A 17292-nucleotide genomic window follows, 5' to 3' on the forward strand; every position below is an offset into this window, starting at 1 on the left:
TCGGCGGCTAGCACTCCCCGCAGGTCACCGCCGGGTCGGCCGCGCAGTCCTCGCACAGCAGGATCTGTTCGCGGCACTCGGAGTTCTCGCAGTTGTGGAAGGTATTCGTCGCCGCCCCGCAGTTCTTGCAGAAGCCGAGCTGCTTCGCTTCCTCCGAGAACTCCATGTGCATGCGCTTGTCGAAGACGTACAGCGAGCCCTCCCATAGGCCCTTATCGCCATACTTCTCGCCGTAGCGGACAATGCCGCCGTCGATCTGGTAGACCTCCTCGAAGCCACGGTTCTTCATCAGCGCGCTGAGCACCTCGCACCGGATACCGCCGGTGCAGTAGCTGACGACCGGCTTGTCCTTCATCCAGTCGTACTTGCCGCTCTCCAGTTCCTTGATGAAGTCGTGGGTGGTCTCCACGTCTGGGACGACGGCGTTCTTGAACCGGCCGATTTCGGCCTCCATCGCGTTGCGTCCGTCGAAGAAGACGACGTCGTCGCCGCGCTCCTCGACCAGCTTGTTGACCTCTTCCGGCTTCAGGTGGGTCCCTCCCCCGATGACGCCGTTCTCGTCGACCTTCAGCTCGCCCGGCGCGCCGAAGGAGACGATCTCGTCGCGCACCTTGACGGACAGGCGCGGGAAGTCCTCTGCCCCGCCCTGCGACCACTTGAATTCCATGCCCTTGAAACCGGGGTATTCGCGGGTGCGGCGCGCGTACTGCTTGCAGGCATGCAGGGAGCCACCGACGGTGCCGTTGATGCCGTGTTCGGAGATGAGGATGCGCCCGGTCAGTCCGAGGCTTTCGCAGAGCTGCTTCTGCCACAGCATGATCGCCGTAGGGTCCGCGATGGGTGTGAAGCAGTAGTACAGCAGGATGCGGGATTCTTTGAGGTCGGTCGCGCTAACAGCCATACCTCAAAGTGTAGCCCCACCAGCGAGGACCCCCTAAACCCTCGGGAGTAGCAGCAACGCCGGTGGGCTACTCCACGGCGGGCTGCTCGCCCGTCGGCAGGTCGGCCTCATCCTCAGTCGAGTTGCCGGCGTCCTCAGGAGCCGCGTGGGTCTCGTGTGCGACCTCCGCTGCCTGGATCTTGATGGCCCCGGCGGCGTCGGCTGCCCGGTCGCGGGCATCTTCGATCGTCTCCGCGGTGGAGACAGCCACGCCCATGCGGCGTCGGTTGTAGCTGGCCGGCTTGCCGAAGAGGCGGACCTTGGTCTCTGGGACGGCGAGCGCCTCGGCCAGGCCGTGGTACTCCACCGCCGCACCTTCCGGCAGGTCCTCACCGAGGATCACGGCGGAGGCGCCCGGGGAGATCAAAGTCGTGTCGATCGGCAGGCCCAACACAGCACGGGCGTGCAGCTCGAACTCGCTGCAGCGCTGCGTGCCGATGGTCACCATGCCCGTGTCGTGCGGCCGCGGGGAGACCTCAGAGAAGTACACATCATCACCTTTGATGAACAGCTCCACACCAAACACGCCCCGGCCGCCCAAGGCGTTGGTCACGCGCGCCGCCACGGAGCGGGCATTATCCAGCGCGGAGTCCCCCATCGTCGCAGGCTGCCAGGACTCCACGTACTTGCCGAGGTCCTGGCGGTGGCCGATGGGCTCGCAGAACCAGGTGGCGGACTGGCCGCTGACCGGGTCAATGCTGCGCACCGTGAGCAAGGTGATCTCGTAGTCGAAGGGGACGAACTTCTCGACGATGACCTTTTCGCAGGTCACGCGGACGTCGGAAAGCGCGAAGTCCCAGGCCGCGTCGAGCTCGTCTGCACTGGCCACGTAGCTCTGACCCCGCCCCGCGGAGGACACGACGGGCTTGACCACGCACGGGAACCCGACCTCCTCGGCCACGGCAGTGAGCTCTTCGGGGGTGGACGCAAAGCGGTGCACGCCCGTGGGAATGCCCAGCTCCTCGCTGACCATCGTGCGGATCTTCTCGCGGTCCATCGTCAACTGCGCGGCCCGCGCCGTCGGGGCGATGGTGACGGTGCCCTCCTCTTCCAGTTCGGCGAGGACGTCCACCGCCAACGCTTCGATTTCCGGAACCACGATGTGCGGGCGGACCTCGGTGATGAGTTCGCGCAGTGCGTCGCCGTCCATGAGGTCCAACACATGCGAGTGATTGGCCACGTTGTGTGCGGGCGCGCCCCGGTAGCGGTCCACGGCGTGTACTTCTACACCGAACCTCTGGAGGGCGATGGTCAGCTCACGGCCGAGCTCACCGGCTCCCAGGATCATGACGACTGTCGCGCAGTCACTGTTGGGGGTGCCGATCGCTTGTGGGGTGTACATGAAGCGCAATTCTAGCTGGCAACGCGGGCGCGTCTAATCCGCTTTCGCGATCATCACGCAGCTACGCAACGTTTCCAGCCCCGGAATCAGCGCGACCCACGCCAGAGACCGCTAGTGGATTTGGGGTCGTGGCGCGCCCATAATGGAGCTATGAGCTCGCAGTTTTCGAACCCCCAGCCCACTTCTGATTCGGCCGCCGGTGCCGGCCAGTTCTCCTGCTCCCGCCGCAGCCTACTGCGCGGCGCAGCACTGGCCACGGCAGCCACGGCCGCGGGCGCACTGCTCGCCGCCTGCGCGGGCGAGGAGACCGTCGCTAAGGCCGCGACAACCGACATTCCGGTCGGCGGGGCGAAGATCATCGATAACTGGATCATCGCGCAGCCGGAGAAGGATAAGTTCACGGCCTACTCCACCGAGTGCCCCCACGCCCGCGGCCGCATCGACAAGATCGCCGAGCAGGACGGTATGACCGTCGCGATCTGCCCGAAACACGGCTCGGTCTTCGACACTGCCACCGGTGATGTGGTCGACGGCCCCTCCCGCGACCCGATGGCCCTGGCCCGCGACGTCCAGGTCAACGAGGGAGCCGTCGAGGTCATCAACTAACCCCTCCCCTCCCGAGGCCGCGACATGGTCGCTTCACTACGGCGCGATGACGATCGAGCGGTCACTCACCGCGTCCGCTACCCGCTGGTCGTGGCAGGTCCATAGCACCGCGGGCCTCCGGTCCTGCCGCACGAAGGCGTCGATGCCCTCCAGCAACTTGCGGTGGCCGTCCACGTCCAGGCCCACCGTCGGTTCGTCGAGCAGCAGGACGTCCGGATGCCCCGCCATCGTCGCTGCCACCAGCACCAGTCGGCGATCAGAGGTGGGAACGTCAAGGGGGTGTTCCTCGGCCCACTTCTCCAGGCCGAAGATTTCCAGCGCCTCCCGGTCGCCAGCGACCTCATCGATCACCCGGCGGTGAAGGAAGGACTGGTCCAGCGCAGTCGGCGCCCAGCCGCACCGGCCGGCCGAGATGAAGCCCTCGTAGTCCACCAGGCCAAGTGCTGCCAGCATCAACGAGGTCTTGCCGCAGCCATTAGGCCCAGCGATGTGGGTGACCTGGCCCGCCGGGGCGGCGACGGTAAACGGCCCCAGGCCACGGACCCGGACGTCCCGGGCAGACAGCGCGACACGCTGCGCGGCGGCGCCATCGGCGCTGGTACGAGGCGGAAAAATCGGCAGGTCGAACTCCGGAATCGGCCGCTCCCGCAACTCGCCGTCGGAGAGCTGGAACTGCTGAGCGGCAGCCTCCGAGACCGCCGACGGGCGGCGATCGTAGACGGTCACCTCGCCGGGGTAAGCGTCCAACACCTCAGCGAGCTGGTTGACCGCGGCCGTGTCCAGCCCGTCCAGCGGGCAGTCGAGAACCAGGGCGCCCGGGCGTGTCAGCAGCGCCTGGGCGATCGCCATGCGGCGGGTCTGACCGGTGGATAGCCGCATCGGGTCCTGGCCCGCAACATGCTGCAATCCCCAGGTCTGAAGAGCCTGATCCACGCGGGGGCGCATCTGCTCCCGCGGCACGCCCAGCTGCTCCATGCCGAAGGCCAACTCCTCGGCCACCGTGGCGCGCAGCAGCGAGATGTGGGCGGAAGCGTTGTTACCCACCCACGCGGCCCCGGTGGCCTCCGCGGCCTGCCAAGCATGGTCCGAGAGCCCATCGCCCCAAATAAAACGGGTCACTGGCATGGCGCTAGCTCACTCCAATCCACACGATGGCCGCGCACGTGGCGGCAACCAAAACCCAGCGCAGAATCCGTTGCCCGGGAGGGTTTGCCACCGGGTTCAGCACGGTACGCGGGCCGGGATCCCCGATCCCGGTGCGCTGCAGAGGCCGGGCGCGCTGCGCGGCATCGTCCACCAGCCCCACGATCAGGGGCATCACGAAGTTCAACTTCCCACGCGCCCCTGCGGTATTGACCCCACGGGCGGTGAACATCTGATTTAAGGTCTCCACCCGGGCCCGGGCCATCGGATACAGCCGGATAGTGGAGCCCACGACGTAGACCATCTTCGCGGGGAACTGCTCCTGCATCGCCCGCATCAACCGATCCCCATCCACGAAGGACCCGAGGGTCAGTCCAACCGCCGCGGCACCGAAGAGGCGCAGGGAAAGCAGGCCTGCAAGCTGCATACCGTCGGAGGTCAGCGGACCGAAGACAGGGTGACGTCCAAATGGGGCGTGCATCAAAAACAGGCCCACGGTGGTCGGAATCGCGAGCAGCACCGCCGCGAACAGCGGACCACGAGCGGGCCGGAAAAACACCGCGAGCAGGGCAGCAATCCCCAGCGCGGTGATCGAGACAACCAGCTTGTGAGCCAGCAACACCACGACCACCGCGCAGATGGCGGCGGTCAGCGGCGTATAGGGGTGAAGTTTTCTCACTTGCTCTCGGGGCTGAAGGTCACGCGGGTGCGCTTCGGCAGCCAGCGCAGCACCAGCCACACGATGGTGAAGACGATGAGCTTATCGATCGGATCGGAAGTCCAGGACTGCAGGAACACGGCAGTCAGCTGGTCGAAACCGAGGCCACGGTAGGCAGTGACCAGCAGACCCGTTCCGGTGCCCGCGGTGCCACCGAAGATGAACGAGGCGACCGGCGCGGAGAGCAAGGCCGTGATGAAGCCGACGACGAGGCCCGCCCCACCCACGCGCCACCACGCGCCGACAAAGAGCTTGCGCAGCAGGCCAGCAGCCACGCCCACGAAGGCATAGGCCGCCGCGAAGGGCACGACTGTCGGGTTGAAGGTTCCCCACACCAGGGAGCTCAGCACACCAGTGACCAGACCCGCCCAGGGGCCAGCAAGTGCGCCGACCAGGACGGTGCCGATGGAGTCCATGTACAGCGGTAGTGGCAGGCCCATGGTGCCGATGACCTGGCCGGTGATGATGTTCAACGCCAGGGCCACCGGGATGAGCGAGAGGGTGCGCACTGGCAGCTGCGGCACGATCGCGATCAGGGCGAGGATCGCCGGAACAAGGAAGCCCACGAGAGCAATCGTGGAGCTGCGGGAATCAGCCAGCGACTCCCAATTCGAGTCCGTGGGCTGGGAGATGACGAGGGTCAACCACGTCGCGGCGATGATGAGAATCGCCAGGCCAAGAAGGCTTTTTTGCATGCGTGACATAGCTATTCCAAACAGGGTTGAAGTAATCCCCGAAAAGCCTATGTCACCTCGGCGCGGGGAACGTGGAAAGTCGCCCAACATCGTTGTCGATGAACCTAAGTTTCGTCAAATGATTGCGTAGGGCACCCTAGCCAGTCACACAGAGCTGGTGCTGCTTTCAACCTGACTGGTCGGGCGCTATTTCTTAAACATCAGTTGACAGACCAAGCTGTCTAGTGTTTCATATCACTCAACGCACAACGGTTCGCCGCGAGCACCTCCCGACCCCTGGAGCCCCGGACACGGTCGGTAGGAACCGTTGGTTTTGCCTGAGATATCCACCTAGCCACCACTCTGTGCGCCACCACCGCCGCAGCCGCTAGGGAATATCACCCGGGGTTTCACGCTTTCTTGCGCCTTCGGGTTGGGCACGACCGCTGTGTGAGTCACCAACACCAACCACGAAGAAGGAAAACATGACTTTCCACGCAACCACCGCCGGGGTCCCACGCATCGGACCTGATCGCGAGCTCAAGAAGGCGCTCGAGGCATACTGGCGCGACTCTGCCACCGGCCGCGACCTCGCCGGCACCGCCACCCGCCTGGTCAATGACTACACCGACGGCCTGGTCAACGAGGGCCTCGACTCCGCCCCCTTCCAGGGCCGCTCCTACTACGACGCCATCCTCGACACCTCCGCGATCCTCGGCGCCCTGCCGGAGCGCGTCGCCGATATCAGCGACCACGAGAACGACGGCCTCCCACAGTTCATCGACCGCCTCTTCGCCGCTGCCCGCGGCACCGCTGAGTTGCCGGCCTCCGCGATGACCAAGTGGTTCGACACCAACTACCACTACATCGTCCCGGAACTGTCCGCTGACCAGGAGTTCCGCCTCGAGGACGGCGCCTGGCTCGACGACATCCGCGACCAGGTCAACCGCCACGGCGACAAGGTCCGCCCGGTTCTGGTCGGACCGTTCACCTACCTGGCACTCGCCCGCTCCACCGACGGCTCGAACCCGCTGGAGCACCTGGAGTCCCTCTTCGAGACCTACGGCCGCCTGCTGCCACGCATCGCTGACCGCGGTGTCACCTGGCTGCAGCTCGACGAGCCTTCCCTAGTCACCGACGTCGACCCAGCCACCCTGTCCCGCGTCAAGGCTGGCTACAAGAAGCTCACCCAACTCGCCCACGACGCCGGCCTGAAGCTGCTGGTCCAGACCTACTACGGCGATGCCGACCAGGCCATCAAGACCCTCAGCGGCCTGGGCATCGACGCTTTCGGCGCCGACCTCGTCGCTGGTGGCAAGGAGCTGCCGAACTGGACCGGCGAAGAGCTGCTGGTCGCCGGTGTGGTCGACGGCCGCAACATCTGGCGCACTGACTTGGACGCCGCCCTGGAGACCCTGAAGGCGCTGGCTGAGCGCGGCCCGGTCGCCGTCTCCACCTCCGCGTCCCTGCTGCACGTGCCATACACCCTGTCCCGCGAGACCACCCTGAGCGACGAACTGCGCAGCTGGCTGGCATTCGGTGAGGAAAAGATCCGCGAGGTCGCCCTCCTCTCCCGCGTCCTGCGCGGCGAGGGCACCGAGGCCGACGAGAAGGCACTGGCCGAGGCCCGCGAGGCCGTGCAGTCCCGCGCGACCTCCAAGCTGACCCACAACGACGAGGTCCGCGAGCGCACCGCCAAGATCACCGAGGAGGACCGCCACCGCGGTGATATCGAGGAGCGTCGCAAGGCCCAGCAGGAGGAGCTGAACCTCCCGCCGCTGCCGACCACCACGATCGGTTCCTTCCCGCAGACCACCCAGATCCGCCAGGCGCGCGCGAAGCTGCGCAAGGGTGAGATCACCGAGGAGCAGTACACCCAGGCGATGCGCGACGAGATCGCGGACGTCATCGAGCGCCAGGAGAAGCTGGACCTGGACGTCCTCGTCCACGGTGAGCCGGAGCGCAACGACATGGTGCAGTACTTCTCCGAGCAGCTGGAGGGCTACCACTCCACCGAACACGCGTGGGTGCAGTCCTACGGTTCCCGTTGTGTCCGTCCGCCAATCCTGTTCGGTGACGTCCGTCGTCCGGAGCCGATGACCGTCTCCTGGTTCGAGGAGGCCCAGAAGCTCACCGACAAGCCGGTCAAGGGCATGCTCACCGGTCCGGTGACGATGCTCGCGTGGTCCTTCGTCCGCGACGACCAGCCGCTGGGCGAGACCGCTGACCAGGTTGCCCTGGCGCTGCGCGACGAGATCGACGACCTCGTCTCCGCTGGTGCGAAGGTTGTTCAGGTCGACGAGCCGGCCATCCGCGAGCTGCTGCCGCTGCGGGAGGCTGAGCAGCCGGCGTACCTGAAGTGGGCCGTGGGCTCCTTCCGCCTGGCGACCTCCGGCGTGGCTCCGAAGACTCAGATCCACACCCACATGTGCTACTCCGAGTTCAACGAGCTCATCGGCACGGTCGGTGACCTCGACGCGGATGTGACCTCCATCGAGGCCGCCCGCAACGGCATGCAGGTGCTCGCCGCCCTGCACGAGGCGGGCTACGACCTGGGCGTCGGCCCGGGCGTGTGGGACATCCACTCCCCGCGTGTTCCGAAGCAGGAGGAGGTCGACCAGCTGCTGGCCGATGCGCTGGCTAACGTCGCCCCAGAGCTGCTGTGGGTCAACCCGGACTGTGGTCTGAAGACCCGTGGCTGGGAGGAGACCACCGCCAGCCTCGAGGTGCTGGTCGACGCCGCGAAGAAGGCGCGCGCCACCCTCTAAATCCCCGCGATTTAGCCTCTTACGCTGGGATAAGCGTTCGGCCCCGCACTGCAGGAAGTGTCTCCTGCGGCGTGGGGCCGTTGCCATGCTCGAAGAGCGGGTGGCTAGCTGTTGAAGTAGGCGCTGACCTTGCCGGCGACCTTCTCCGGAGCCACGAGCATCACGCCGTGGGCGTGGCCCGGCACCTGTACGGCCTCGCCGCCGAGGGCCTTCTGCATCTGCCAGATGGCGTCACCGGTGACGGCCGAATCATTCGTGAACCCTACGTGCAGGGGCTTGGTCTCCAGCTTCTCACCGTTGATTGGCGCACCCGGGTGCGGCAGCGGCCAGCCCGCGCACACCCGGCCCGAGCCGAGGTTGCCCTCGATCGCGGAGACCGAATCGCCGCCGGTGAGCTCGTCGATGAACAGCTGCGGCAGCATCTCGGGCTTGGTCGGCGTGGCGTTGTCGTTGCAGACGATCGAGCGTTCCACGGACCCCAGGGAGGTCATCTGCTCCAGCAGGCCCATGGTTTCTTCCTCGGTCAGCTCCTTGCCGGTCACGGGGTTGACCGGCCGGCCATTCGGCCCCAGCTCCTGGCCTTCCATCTTCGGCTGCTTGCCGGTTCGGATGTACTCGGCGAGCTTCGGCCGCATCTCCGGGTTATACAGCGCTCCGAAGTAGGTGAAGGTGAACAGCGGGGAAGTCAGCGTGGCCTGCTGCTTACCCTTGGCGAGCGTGACCATGGCTGAGCCGAGTCTCCATGCGGGCGGCAACGCCTGGTTCGCGGCGGGCAGCACGACGTTGGCGTGTTCCTTCAGCCCTGCTGGCAGGTCGCCGATCTCGGCCGGCGGCGGTGTCACCTGCGCGGGTGCCCCGCTTTCCTTATCAATGACGGCTGACCAGCGCTGGTAGACCTGCAGCGGCGTGGTACCCAGGTGGTACTCGTCGTCCCGGTCGGCGATCCACTGGAAGACATCGTGCAGCCCGTCGCGGCGCCAGGATTCGCGGTCGCGGCCGGTCTTGAACCAGAGGCTCTCGGGGCTCGCGGAGCTGTCGATCAGGGCCTTGCCGGTGTGCTGCGGGAACATCGTGGCGTAGGTGCCCATGAGCACTCCGCCGTAGGACACACCGTAGAGGTTGAGTCGCTCCTCCCCCAACAGCTGGCGGGCCCGGTCGAGGTCTCGGGCGGTGTTTGCGGTGGTGACCTGCTGGGAGTAGCCGGGCTGCTCGAGGTTGCACAGGTCTCGGAAGAGCCCGGCGGCGAGGGTCGGGATGACGCCGCTGGCGAGGTGCCCGTAACTGCAGTTCAGTGTCTCCCCGTGGGCCAGGCCGCGGGGCTGGACCGCGATGAGGTCGTAGTGCTCCTGCACATCGGCGGGGAGCTTGACCCGCTGCCCGGTGAGCTTGTCTGGCGCGGCGTTGTCCGCGAACATCTCCAGCGCACTGCCGCCCGGGCCGCCCGGGTTGCCAGCGATGACGCCGCGCTTGGCACCGGTCGCCGGGATCTTGCTCATCGTGAGCGTGATTTTCTTCCCATCGGGCTTCGAGTAGTCCATCGGCACCTGGAACTCCGCGCATTTCGCCCGCTTCGTGACGAAGACGTCTGCTGGGCAATCGCCCCAGGAAAGTTGCTGTGGTTCTGCGTTCGCCACCGGGGCGACCAGGGCACCGAGTAACCCGAGGCCTCCCAGCATTCCTGCAATTTTGTGGCCTACTCGCACTAGGAACTGCTCCTCACCGTGTTGTTTCTCGTCCGTGTCATGCCTCAGCCACGCCCTCGCCGTTGACCACGCGTTATTGCGGCTTAACGCGTTGCCCGTGGCTACAAGCGACCTGATACTTCGCGGTACAAAGTCTAACAACCGGCTCGGACATGCCAGACAGGAAGCCTCAAGGCCGCCCGGCAAGTAGCTCGCCAAAGCGCTCCAGCACCCCGGCGGCGTCCAGGCGCTCCAGCACTCGCGCATTCGGGGTGAGTTGCTGCCCGAAGGGCGGTTTTGGGTCGAAGGCCAGGGTCGCACCGCGAGTGAGCTCGGAGTCGGCTTCCACGTCCACGTGGAACTCCCGGGTGGCACAGTCCACGTCCTCAAGCAGCACCATCGCGGCGGCAAGGTCGTGGATCTGCGCCTGGTATCCGACCCCAACCTGCTCGTGAAATTCGAAGTAGAACTCAAGCGCGGCGGTCAACAGTTGGCCGAGCTGTGACATCGCCTGCGTGCCTGCCCAGTCGCCTTGCCTGTCAGCCTGCCGACCCGCCTGCTGCCCAATGTCCTGCCCAATGTCCTGCCCAGCGTCGAGGGAGCGAACCCAGCTGCGCAGCCGCTTTGGGGTGAGCAGCACCTGCTCGGTCATGTTCAGCGGGGCGATCACCGGCAAGGGCGCACCCGTGGGCCAGTGTTGCAGGGCGTGTTTCAGTGCGTGCGGATCTACCCAGGCGTTCCATTCCGCGACCGGGGTGGTGTTGCCGGGATATCCGAATGCCCCGCCCATGATGACCACCTGGCAGCCCCGCAGCACCTCCGGGGCATGCTCCACAGCCCAGGCCAGGTTCGTCGCAGGACCACACACCAGCAGGTGGGTGGGCTGAGCTTCTGCCCAGTGGGCCACCGCTGCAGCCGCGGTGCCACCCGATGTGCTGCCGCCCGGCGCGGGAGATTCTTCGGCCTGCCCAGGCGATTCTGCTGCCTGCGCCTGCCGAGCATCGCCGGCTTCTCCCAGCCAGTAGCCCAACCCCCGCGGTCCGTGGGTTTCCGGCGTCGTCACCAGAGGCAGCACCCGCGGCTGCGCGGCGCCGATCGTGATCTTCGGGATTGAAACATCCGAACCCCCACCGCGTTGGGCGCGGTGACGTCCTAAAGAAGAAGGTCCCCACTGATCCGCGGCGACGCGCAAGACTTCCGCGGAATTACGGGCGGCGTCATCGGCAGTGCAGTTGCCGGCGCTGGTGGTCACCGAGAGGTCGATCCGGCTGGCTAGATGCAGCCGATAGAGGTAGATCAGGGCGAGGGCATCGTCGATGCCGGTGTCCACGTCGGCAACGACCGTCAGGGAAGGTGTGCTCACAGCTTCTCACGCTACCGATCACCCCGACCGCCGGGTAAGGTACTCCAAAGTTAATGGGAATACTTTTCTTTTACCCGGCGCGCACGCGACCGCCCGCGCGCCATTTTTAGCGAGGGATAACCCGTGGCCAAGCACCATAAGAAAACAACACCGCGGTGGAGCACACCCCAGTGGGTGCTGGCCATCGGACTGGCGGTATTCGCCATCGCCACCCTCGCCGCCCTCGTCGTGCAGTGGCCACACAGCAGCGAGGAGCCCAAGGTCACCCCGGCCTACCAAAATTCCGGCTACGCGGGAGCGCTGACCAGCGGCGAGGTGCTCTTCACCCGCGCCGCGAAGTGCGGGGCCACCGAGATCGGGGTGACCAGCGAATCCATCCCGGAGGATAAGAACCCCTTCGCGGAGAAGCTCTGCACGCAGGTCATCGTTCGACTCACCGACGGCGCCGACGAGGGCAAATACACCGCACTAGAGTCCCGCCACATGCCCGGCGAACCGGAGCTGCATGAGGGCGATAGCATCAAGCTGATCCACAGCCACGGCACCTACGCCTTCCAGGATTACGACCGCACGGGCCCACTGTGGGCATGGGTGCTGGCCACGATCGTGCTGATCATCGCGGTCGGCCGCTGGCGTGGGCTACGGGCGCTAGTGGGGCTGGCGATCACGATGGTGATGATCCTCGCTTTCCTATTGCCCGCGTTGCTGCGGGGCGGGTCCCCGCTGTGGTTGGCGGTGACGACGGCGGCGACCGTCATCCTTCTCGTCGTCTTCTTGGTCCATGGGATGAACTGGAAATCGGCGGCCGCGATGGGCGGTTCCCTGGTGGCGGTGGCCATCGCCACGGCGCTCTCGGGGCTAGCCATCGACTCCACCTCCCTGCGGGGCTTGGGGGATGAATCGAATCTGCAGATCCTGCTCTATCTGCCGGAGCTGGACATCACCGGGCTGATGCTGGCTGGGATGATTATCGGCGCGCTGGGCGTGCTTAATGACGCCACGATCGCGCAGGCCTCTACGATCACTGAGCTCAAGCGTGCAGAACCGGATGCGTCGCCCTGGCAGCTCTTCCGCAACGCCATGCGGGTCGGTGAGGATCACATCGCGTCCATGGTCTACACCCTGGTGCTGGGCTATGCGGGTGTTGCGATCCCCATGATGCTGCTGCTGAGCATCTCCGGCCGGCCGATCGAGCAGGTGCTTACCTCGGATGTGATGGCCACCGAGCTGCTGCGTTCCGTCACGGGCGCGATCGCGTTGCTGCTCGCGATTCCGCTGACCACCGCCATCGCGGCTGTGACCGCGGACCCAAACAGCAGGGATTCAGGGCACGCGCATATCCACACCCATTAGGATTAAATTCATGACGAATAACCCGGTATCCAATGCTGCAATTTTGAAGCCTCTGCCGCTGCCGGAACTAGAGGACACCCTGGGTCGGTTGCGGCATGTGGTCAGTGCCGTAGCCAGCACCGATCAGCTGGCCCACACCGACGAGGCCATCGCCGATTTCAAGCAGCAAGAGGGCCCGCGGCTGCAGGCTCAGCTGCGGGAGTTCGCCGAGGAGAAGGAGGCCGAGAACTCCAGCTGGCTGGCCGAGCAGTGGTTGGATGATTACCTCGACGTCCGCACCTCCCTCCCGGTGACCACGAACGTCGGTTTCCAGGCACGCATCGACGTCGCCGGTGAGGGTTTGGATCGGGTTGCTCGCGTCATCCGTCGCATTGCAGAGGTGCACCTGATGCAGGCGCGCGGGCAAATGCCGGAGGAGCGCGATTTCCGCGATAATCCGCTGAGCTCGACGCAGTGGCGTTGCTTCAACGGCGGCCTGCGCCACCCGAATGTGGATCGCGACGAGATCCTGCGCTGCACCAAGGGGGCGCGTAGCCGCCGGATCGGCGTTCTTCACGAGGGACGCATGTGGAATGTCCCCATTTCGGACGGCAGTGGGCATGCCCTGTCCATCTCCACGATCCGCGCCGCACTCGGCAAGATCGTCGATGCTCCAGCCCCGGAGGCTGAGGCGGATGGCGAGGCGGCTCTCGCCGCGCGCCCGGGTTTTGCGGACATGAGCTACCTGGGCTCGGGCCTGCTGGCGGAGCCCTTCAACGAGATGATCCGCGACCGGGACAACGCCGAGACCTATGACCAGCTGCGCGACCAGCTCTTCCACGTCTCTCTCGATTCGGCCCGCGGCTCCGAGGCGGAGCTGCTGCGGCGTGCTGCGTTTAGCACAGGGCTGGCCTGGGTCTACAAGCCGATCACCTACGTGATCAGCACGGTTCAGAACTTCCAGGCCATGCACGTGGAGCATTCCACGGTGGACGGCGCGACCCTGGTCACGGCGCTGCGACGCATCCAGGAGGTCAAGGTCAAGGACGAGGCCCCAGGTTCGCCGGCGCTGGCCCGCCCCGAGGAGCTGACCTGGGTTCGGGTGCCTGAGGAGCTGGCGAGCGTGGGCGCCCCGGGTGGGGCGAGCGTTGGCGCGGAGCCGGAGCTGCGCATCGTGGATGCCCCTCGCCTGCCGCAGGATGAGATTCCCTTCAAATTCAGCGCCGGTGCGATGAGCCAGCTGATCCTCACTCTGGCTCAGGAGCTGTCCTTTGGCCGCACCCGCGGGGTCTACGAGGCCGTGGATATGCGGGAGTACAAGGCCGGGCGCACGGAGTGCCTGCGCGCTGCGACCCCGGAGGCCGTGGCCTTCGCTAAGGCCTTGATCAAGGCGGAGGACGCGGAGTCCGCTGCGGCGGATGCGGAGCTCCGCGAGAAGCTGGACGCGGTGCTGGCCGCCCACCGCGCATGGGTGAAGAGCTGCAAGGCAGGCGCGGGCATCGATCGCCACCTGTGGGCACTGAACTTCACCGCCCAGAAGTCCGAGGAGGGTGCGGACGGCATCGCCCTGCTGAAGGACGAGGGGGTAGCGCTCGCGCTCCGGGACTTCCTCTCCACGACGTCGGTGGGTTCAGCGGATCAGATTATTCGCTATGCTTTTGCGCCGACCGTCGCCGAGGGCTTCGGTGTGAACTACACGCCGGATCAGGATCACATCGAGTACCTGGTGAGCTACAGCGAGAGCGCGGAGGATCCACAGTGGTTCCTGGAGAACCTCGTGGCTGCTGGCCAGCTGCTCGCGGACTACCTGGGGGCGCTGGAAAAATAAGCCCCAAACAGGGCCGCCGTGGATGATCCGCGGCGGCCTTTATTTATTGCCTGAATTACTTAACTCGTGGCCAATGAATGTATTTAGTGATATCAATCACTTTCGGCAATTAATGGCCTTAATCACATTTTCGCGCACTCGTTGCGCGAACTATCTTTTATGTGTTTGACCATTACTTTGTTGCTTCATATCGCCGCCTTACCCCCTGTTTAAAAATGGTAGACTTCGGGGTGTCATGGCTCCTGCCGCAGTAATGAATAGCAATAGGCATTAATCGGCAGAGCGGTGAACTAATAAGGGTTCACCCAACCATTCTTTGACCACAGGAGAGACATGCACCTCACAGCACGAGAGCAGGAGAAGCTTCTCATTGTTGTCGCCGCCGACGTGGCGCGTCGCCGCAAGGAGCGCGGCGTCAAGCTGAACCACCCGGAAGCGGTCGCGTACATCACCGCCGAGCTCATGGAGGGCGCCCGTGACGGCAAGACCGTCGCCGAGCTCATGAGCGAGGGCCAGCAGTACCTGACTCGCGACGACGTCATGGAAGGCGTCCCGGAGATGATTTCCGACGTCCAGGTGGAGGCCACCTTCCCGGACGGCACGAAGCTTGTCACTGTCCACAACCCGATCCGCTAAGTAGCGCCCAAACCTTCACGTTTGGCCACGCAACCGGCACGCTTCGAGAGGATTTTCTCAATGACCATTTCCGGTGAGTACTTCATCGGCGACGAGCCGATCATCCTGAACGAGGGTCGCGAGACCACGACCATCGAGGTCACCAACACCGGCGACCGCCCGATCCAGATCGGATCCCACTTCCACTTCTACGAGATCAACAAGGCTGTGGAGTTCGACCGCGAGGCTGCTTATGGCAAGCGTCTCGACATCCCCGCTGGCACCGCTGTCCGCCTCGAACCAGGCGACAAGCGCACCGTGGACCTGATTGACTTCGGCGGCCACCGCGAAGTCTACGGCTTCAACCAGCAGGTCAACGGCAAGCTGGACTAGCGCCGTTTAAAGAACACAGCGAAGAACTTCTCACACTTCACTCCTAAGGAGAGCATTCATGGCTTACGAGATTTCTCGTCAGCAGTACGGGGAGCTGTACGGCCCGACCACGGGTGACGGCATTCGTCTTGCTGATACCGACCTGGTCCTGCGCATCGAAAAGGACCTCACCGCCAAGGGCGATGAGGTCGGCTTCGGCGGTGGCAAGGTGATCCGCGAGGGCATGGGCATGAACGCCCGCATGACCCGCGACGAGGGCGTCGTCGACACCGTCATCACGAACGCGATCATCGTCGACCACACCGGCATCTACAAGGCCGACATCGGCATCCGCGATGGCCTGATCGAGGGCATCGGCCGCGCCGGCAACCCGGACGTCCAGGATGACATCGACATCCCGGTCGGCGTGAACACCGAGGCCTACGCCGGTGAGCACACCATCGTGACCGCAGGCGCGATCGATACCCACATTCACTTCATCTCCCCAGATCAGTTCGACACCGCACTGTCGAACGGCACCACCACCTTCATCGGTGGCGGGACCGGCCCAGCTGATGGCACCAAGGCCACCACGATCACCCCGGGCGAGTGGCACATCCACCGCATGATCGAGGCCACCTCCGACGCACCGGTGAACATCGGCCTCCTCGGCAAGGGCCACGCGGCAGTTCCAGGCCCCCTGAAGGCCCAGATTCGCGCGGGCGCCATCGGCCTGAAGATCCACGAGGACTGGGGTGCTACCCGCTCCGCCATCGACACCTCGCTGCGGGTTGCCGATGAGCTGGATGTCCAGATCGCTATCCACACGGATACGCTGAACGAGTACGGCTACCTCGAGGACACGATTAAGGCCATCGACCATCGCACGATCCACACCTTCCACACCGAGGGTGCTGGCGGTGGCCACGCTCCGGACATCATCGCCATCGCTGGCGAAAAGAACGTGATCCCGGCGTCGACTAACCCGACCCTGCCGTTCACCAAGAACACCGTCGATGAGCACCTCGACATGCTCATGGTCTGCCACCACCTGAACAAGGACATCCCGGAGGATGTCGCGTTCGCAGACTCCCGTATTCGTGGCGAGACGATCGGCGTCGAGGACGTGCTGCACGACCTCGGTGTGTTCTCCATCACCTCCTCCGACTCCCAGGCCATGGGCCGCGTCGGTGAGGTCGTCCTGCGCACCTGGCAGGTCGCACACATCAACAAGCAGCAGCGCGGCCCACTGGAGGGCGACTCCGAGGGCAACGACAACAACCGCATCAAGCGCTACGTCTCCAAGTACACCATCAACCCGGCCATCGCCCACGGCATCAGCCACCTCGTTGGCTCCGTGGAGGTTGGCAAGATGGCTGACCTGGTGCTCTGGGAGCCGCGCTTCTTCGGCATCAAGCCGAAGGTGGTCCTGAAGTCCGGCCAGGCTGCCTACTCCGAGATGGGCGACTCCAACGGCTCCATCCCGACCCCGCAGCCAGTGACCTACCGCCGTAACTGGGGCGCTACCGGCGCAGCCTCCGAGACCGCAGCAGTAACCTTCGTTCCGAGCGTCGCTCTGCAGTCCGGCGTCGAGGATAAGCTGCGCGGTGGCCGTGCCCTGCTCGAGGCACGCGACATGCGCGAGATCACCAAGAAGGACCTGAAGCACAACGCAGCCACCCCGAAGATCGAGGTGGATCCGCAGACCTACCAGGTCCGCCTGGACGGCGAGCTCGTCGAGGGCTCCAAGCCGACCGAGACCCTGCCAATGGGCCAGAAGTACTTCCTCTTCTAAAGCCAAAGGCAGTATTGCTTCTGTGATCTAATGCACCGCGACCGGCGGCTTTTGCCGCCATCGCGGTGCATTCTTTTTCGTTAGACTTGAGGCTGCATAAATAAACACGCAGTC

Annotated in this window: 14 protein-coding genes; 7 read left to right on the plus strand and 7 right to left on the minus strand. The window is 65.1% G+C overall.

All coding sequences use genetic code 11. The annotated features are described in order from the left end of the window. Window positions 1-7: 7 nt before the first annotated feature. The gene (gene trhO / locus CU_RS08825) at window positions 8-901 is read right to left on the minus strand and encodes an oxygen-dependent tRNA uridine(34) hydroxylase TrhO (RefSeq protein ID WP_012360995.1); all 894 of its coding nucleotides are present in this window, start codon (window positions 899-901) and stop codon (window positions 8-10) included. Between the two features lie 67 nt (window positions 902-968). Further along, window positions 969-2282, minus strand: a complete 1314-nt coding sequence (gene purT / locus CU_RS08830) for a formate-dependent phosphoribosylglycinamide formyltransferase (protein ID WP_012360996.1) — start codon at window positions 2280-2282, stop codon at window positions 969-971. A gap of 150 nt (window positions 2283-2432) precedes the next feature. Here purT and CU_RS08835 point away from each other — a divergent pair, with 150 nt between their 5' ends. Then, window positions 2433-2888 carry a Rieske (2Fe-2S) protein gene (locus tag CU_RS08835; protein ID WP_012360997.1) on the plus strand — a complete coding sequence of 152 codons (456 nt, stop codon included), beginning with the start codon at window positions 2433-2435 and terminating at the stop codon, window positions 2886-2888. A gap of 36 nt (window positions 2889-2924) precedes the next feature. Here CU_RS08835 and CU_RS08840 read toward each other — a convergent pair whose 3' ends face one another. From CU_RS08840 to CU_RS08850, 3 genes are read right to left on the minus strand one after another with little or no spacing between them, the layout of a single operon-like run. Beyond that, window positions 2925-4013, minus strand: coding sequence for an ATP-binding cassette domain-containing protein (locus tag CU_RS08840; protein ID WP_012360998.1), 1089 nt, complete (start codon window positions 4011-4013; stop codon window positions 2925-2927). A gap of 4 nt (window positions 4014-4017) precedes the next feature. Further along, window positions 4018-4710, minus strand: a complete 693-nt coding sequence (locus CU_RS08845; protein WP_231837660.1) for an energy-coupling factor transporter transmembrane component T family protein — start codon at window positions 4708-4710, stop codon at window positions 4018-4020. Further along, window positions 4707-5453 (minus strand): ECF transporter S component, encoded by a 747-nt coding sequence (locus tag CU_RS08850; protein WP_173362324.1) that lies wholly within the window; start codon window positions 5451-5453, stop codon window positions 4707-4709. The genes CU_RS08845 and CU_RS08850 overlap by 4 nt, the downstream gene beginning before the upstream one ends. Window positions 5454-5908: 455 nt before the next feature. Between CU_RS08850 and metE the strand changes: the two genes are divergently transcribed. Beyond that, window positions 5909-8191 (plus strand): 5-methyltetrahydropteroyltriglutamate--homocysteine S-methyltransferase, encoded by a 2283-nt coding sequence (gene metE / locus CU_RS08855; RefSeq protein WP_012361001.1) that lies wholly within the window; start codon window positions 5909-5911, stop codon window positions 8189-8191. A gap of 104 nt (window positions 8192-8295) precedes the next feature. On the opposite strand, the gene CU_RS08860 is transcribed toward metE, so the two are convergent. Together CU_RS08860 and CU_RS08865 are read right to left on the minus strand one after the other, a co-directional pair. Beyond that, complete coding sequence (locus CU_RS08860; RefSeq protein ID WP_231837661.1) at window positions 8296-9867, minus strand: alpha/beta fold hydrolase; 1572 nt, start codon at window positions 9865-9867, stop codon at window positions 8296-8298. A gap of 196 nt (window positions 9868-10063) precedes the next feature. Next, the gene (locus tag CU_RS08865; RefSeq protein ID WP_012361003.1) at window positions 10064-11236 is read right to left on the minus strand and encodes a nucleoside hydrolase; all 1173 of its coding nucleotides are present in this window, start codon (window positions 11234-11236) and stop codon (window positions 10064-10066) included. A 123-nt stretch (window positions 11237-11359) separates the two neighbouring features. On the opposite strand from CU_RS08865, the gene CU_RS08870 reads away from it, so the two are divergent. The 5 genes from CU_RS08870 (at window position 11360) to ureC (ending at window position 17178) form a co-directional block, all read left to right on the plus strand. Then, window positions 11360-12589 (plus strand): YibE/F family protein, encoded by a 1230-nt coding sequence (locus CU_RS08870; protein ID WP_012361004.1) that lies wholly within the window; start codon window positions 11360-11362, stop codon window positions 12587-12589. Window positions 12590-12599: 10 nt separating this feature from the next. Then, window positions 12600-14396, plus strand: coding sequence for a choline/carnitine O-acyltransferase (locus CU_RS08875; RefSeq protein ID WP_012361005.1), 1797 nt, complete (start codon window positions 12600-12602; stop codon window positions 14394-14396). Window positions 14397-14729: 333 nt separating this feature from the next. Continuing rightward, on the plus strand, window positions 14730-15032 hold the full coding sequence (locus CU_RS08880) for an urease subunit gamma (protein WP_012361006.1): 303 nt from the start codon (window positions 14730-14732) through the stop codon (window positions 15030-15032). Between the two features lie 60 nt (window positions 15033-15092). Beyond that, the gene (locus tag CU_RS08885; protein ID WP_012361007.1) at window positions 15093-15404 is read left to right on the plus strand and encodes an urease subunit beta; all 312 of its coding nucleotides are present in this window, start codon (window positions 15093-15095) and stop codon (window positions 15402-15404) included. A gap of 58 nt (window positions 15405-15462) precedes the next feature. Continuing rightward, window positions 15463-17178: an urease subunit alpha gene (gene ureC, locus CU_RS08890; RefSeq protein ID WP_012361008.1), complete on the plus strand. Its 1716-nt coding sequence runs from the start codon at window positions 15463-15465 to the stop codon at window positions 17176-17178. Window positions 17179-17292: the final 114 nt, after the last annotated feature.

Source organism: Corynebacterium urealyticum DSM 7109 (assembly GCF_000069945.1).
GTDB classification, from domain to species: Bacteria; Actinomycetota; Actinomycetes; order Mycobacteriales; family Mycobacteriaceae; genus Corynebacterium; species Corynebacterium urealyticum.

Coding starts and splice junctions, on each gene's coding strand:
- trhO (WP_012360995.1), bottom strand. CDS start 901: ATGGCTGTTAGCGCGACCGACCTCAAAGAATCCCGCATCCTGCTGTAC.
- purT (WP_012360996.1), bottom strand. CDS start 2,282: ATGTACACCCCACAAGCGATCGGCACCCCCAACAGTGACTGCGCGACA.
- CU_RS08835 (WP_012360997.1), top strand. CDS start 2,433: ATGAGCTCGCAGTTTTCGAACCCCCAGCCCACTTCTGATTCGGCCGCC.
- CU_RS08840 (WP_012360998.1), bottom strand. CDS start 4,013: ATGCCAGTGACCCGTTTTATTTGGGGCGATGGGCTCTCGGACCATGCT.
- CU_RS08850 (WP_173362324.1), bottom strand. CDS start 5,453: ATGTCACGCATGCAAAAAAGCCTTCTTGGCCTGGCGATTCTCATCATC.
- metE (WP_012361001.1), top strand. CDS start 5,909: ATGACTTTCCACGCAACCACCGCCGGGGTCCCACGCATCGGACCTGAT.
- CU_RS08860 (WP_231837661.1), bottom strand. CDS start 9,867: ATGCTGGGAGGCCTCGGGTTACTCGGTGCCCTGGTCGCCCCGGTGGCG.
- CU_RS08875 (WP_012361005.1), top strand. CDS start 12,600: ATGACGAATAACCCGGTATCCAATGCTGCAATTTTGAAGCCTCTGCCG.
- CU_RS08880 (WP_012361006.1), top strand. CDS start 14,730: ATGCACCTCACAGCACGAGAGCAGGAGAAGCTTCTCATTGTTGTCGCC.
- CU_RS08885 (WP_012361007.1), top strand. CDS start 15,093: ATGACCATTTCCGGTGAGTACTTCATCGGCGACGAGCCGATCATCCTG.
- ureC (WP_012361008.1), top strand. CDS start 15,463: ATGGCTTACGAGATTTCTCGTCAGCAGTACGGGGAGCTGTACGGCCCG.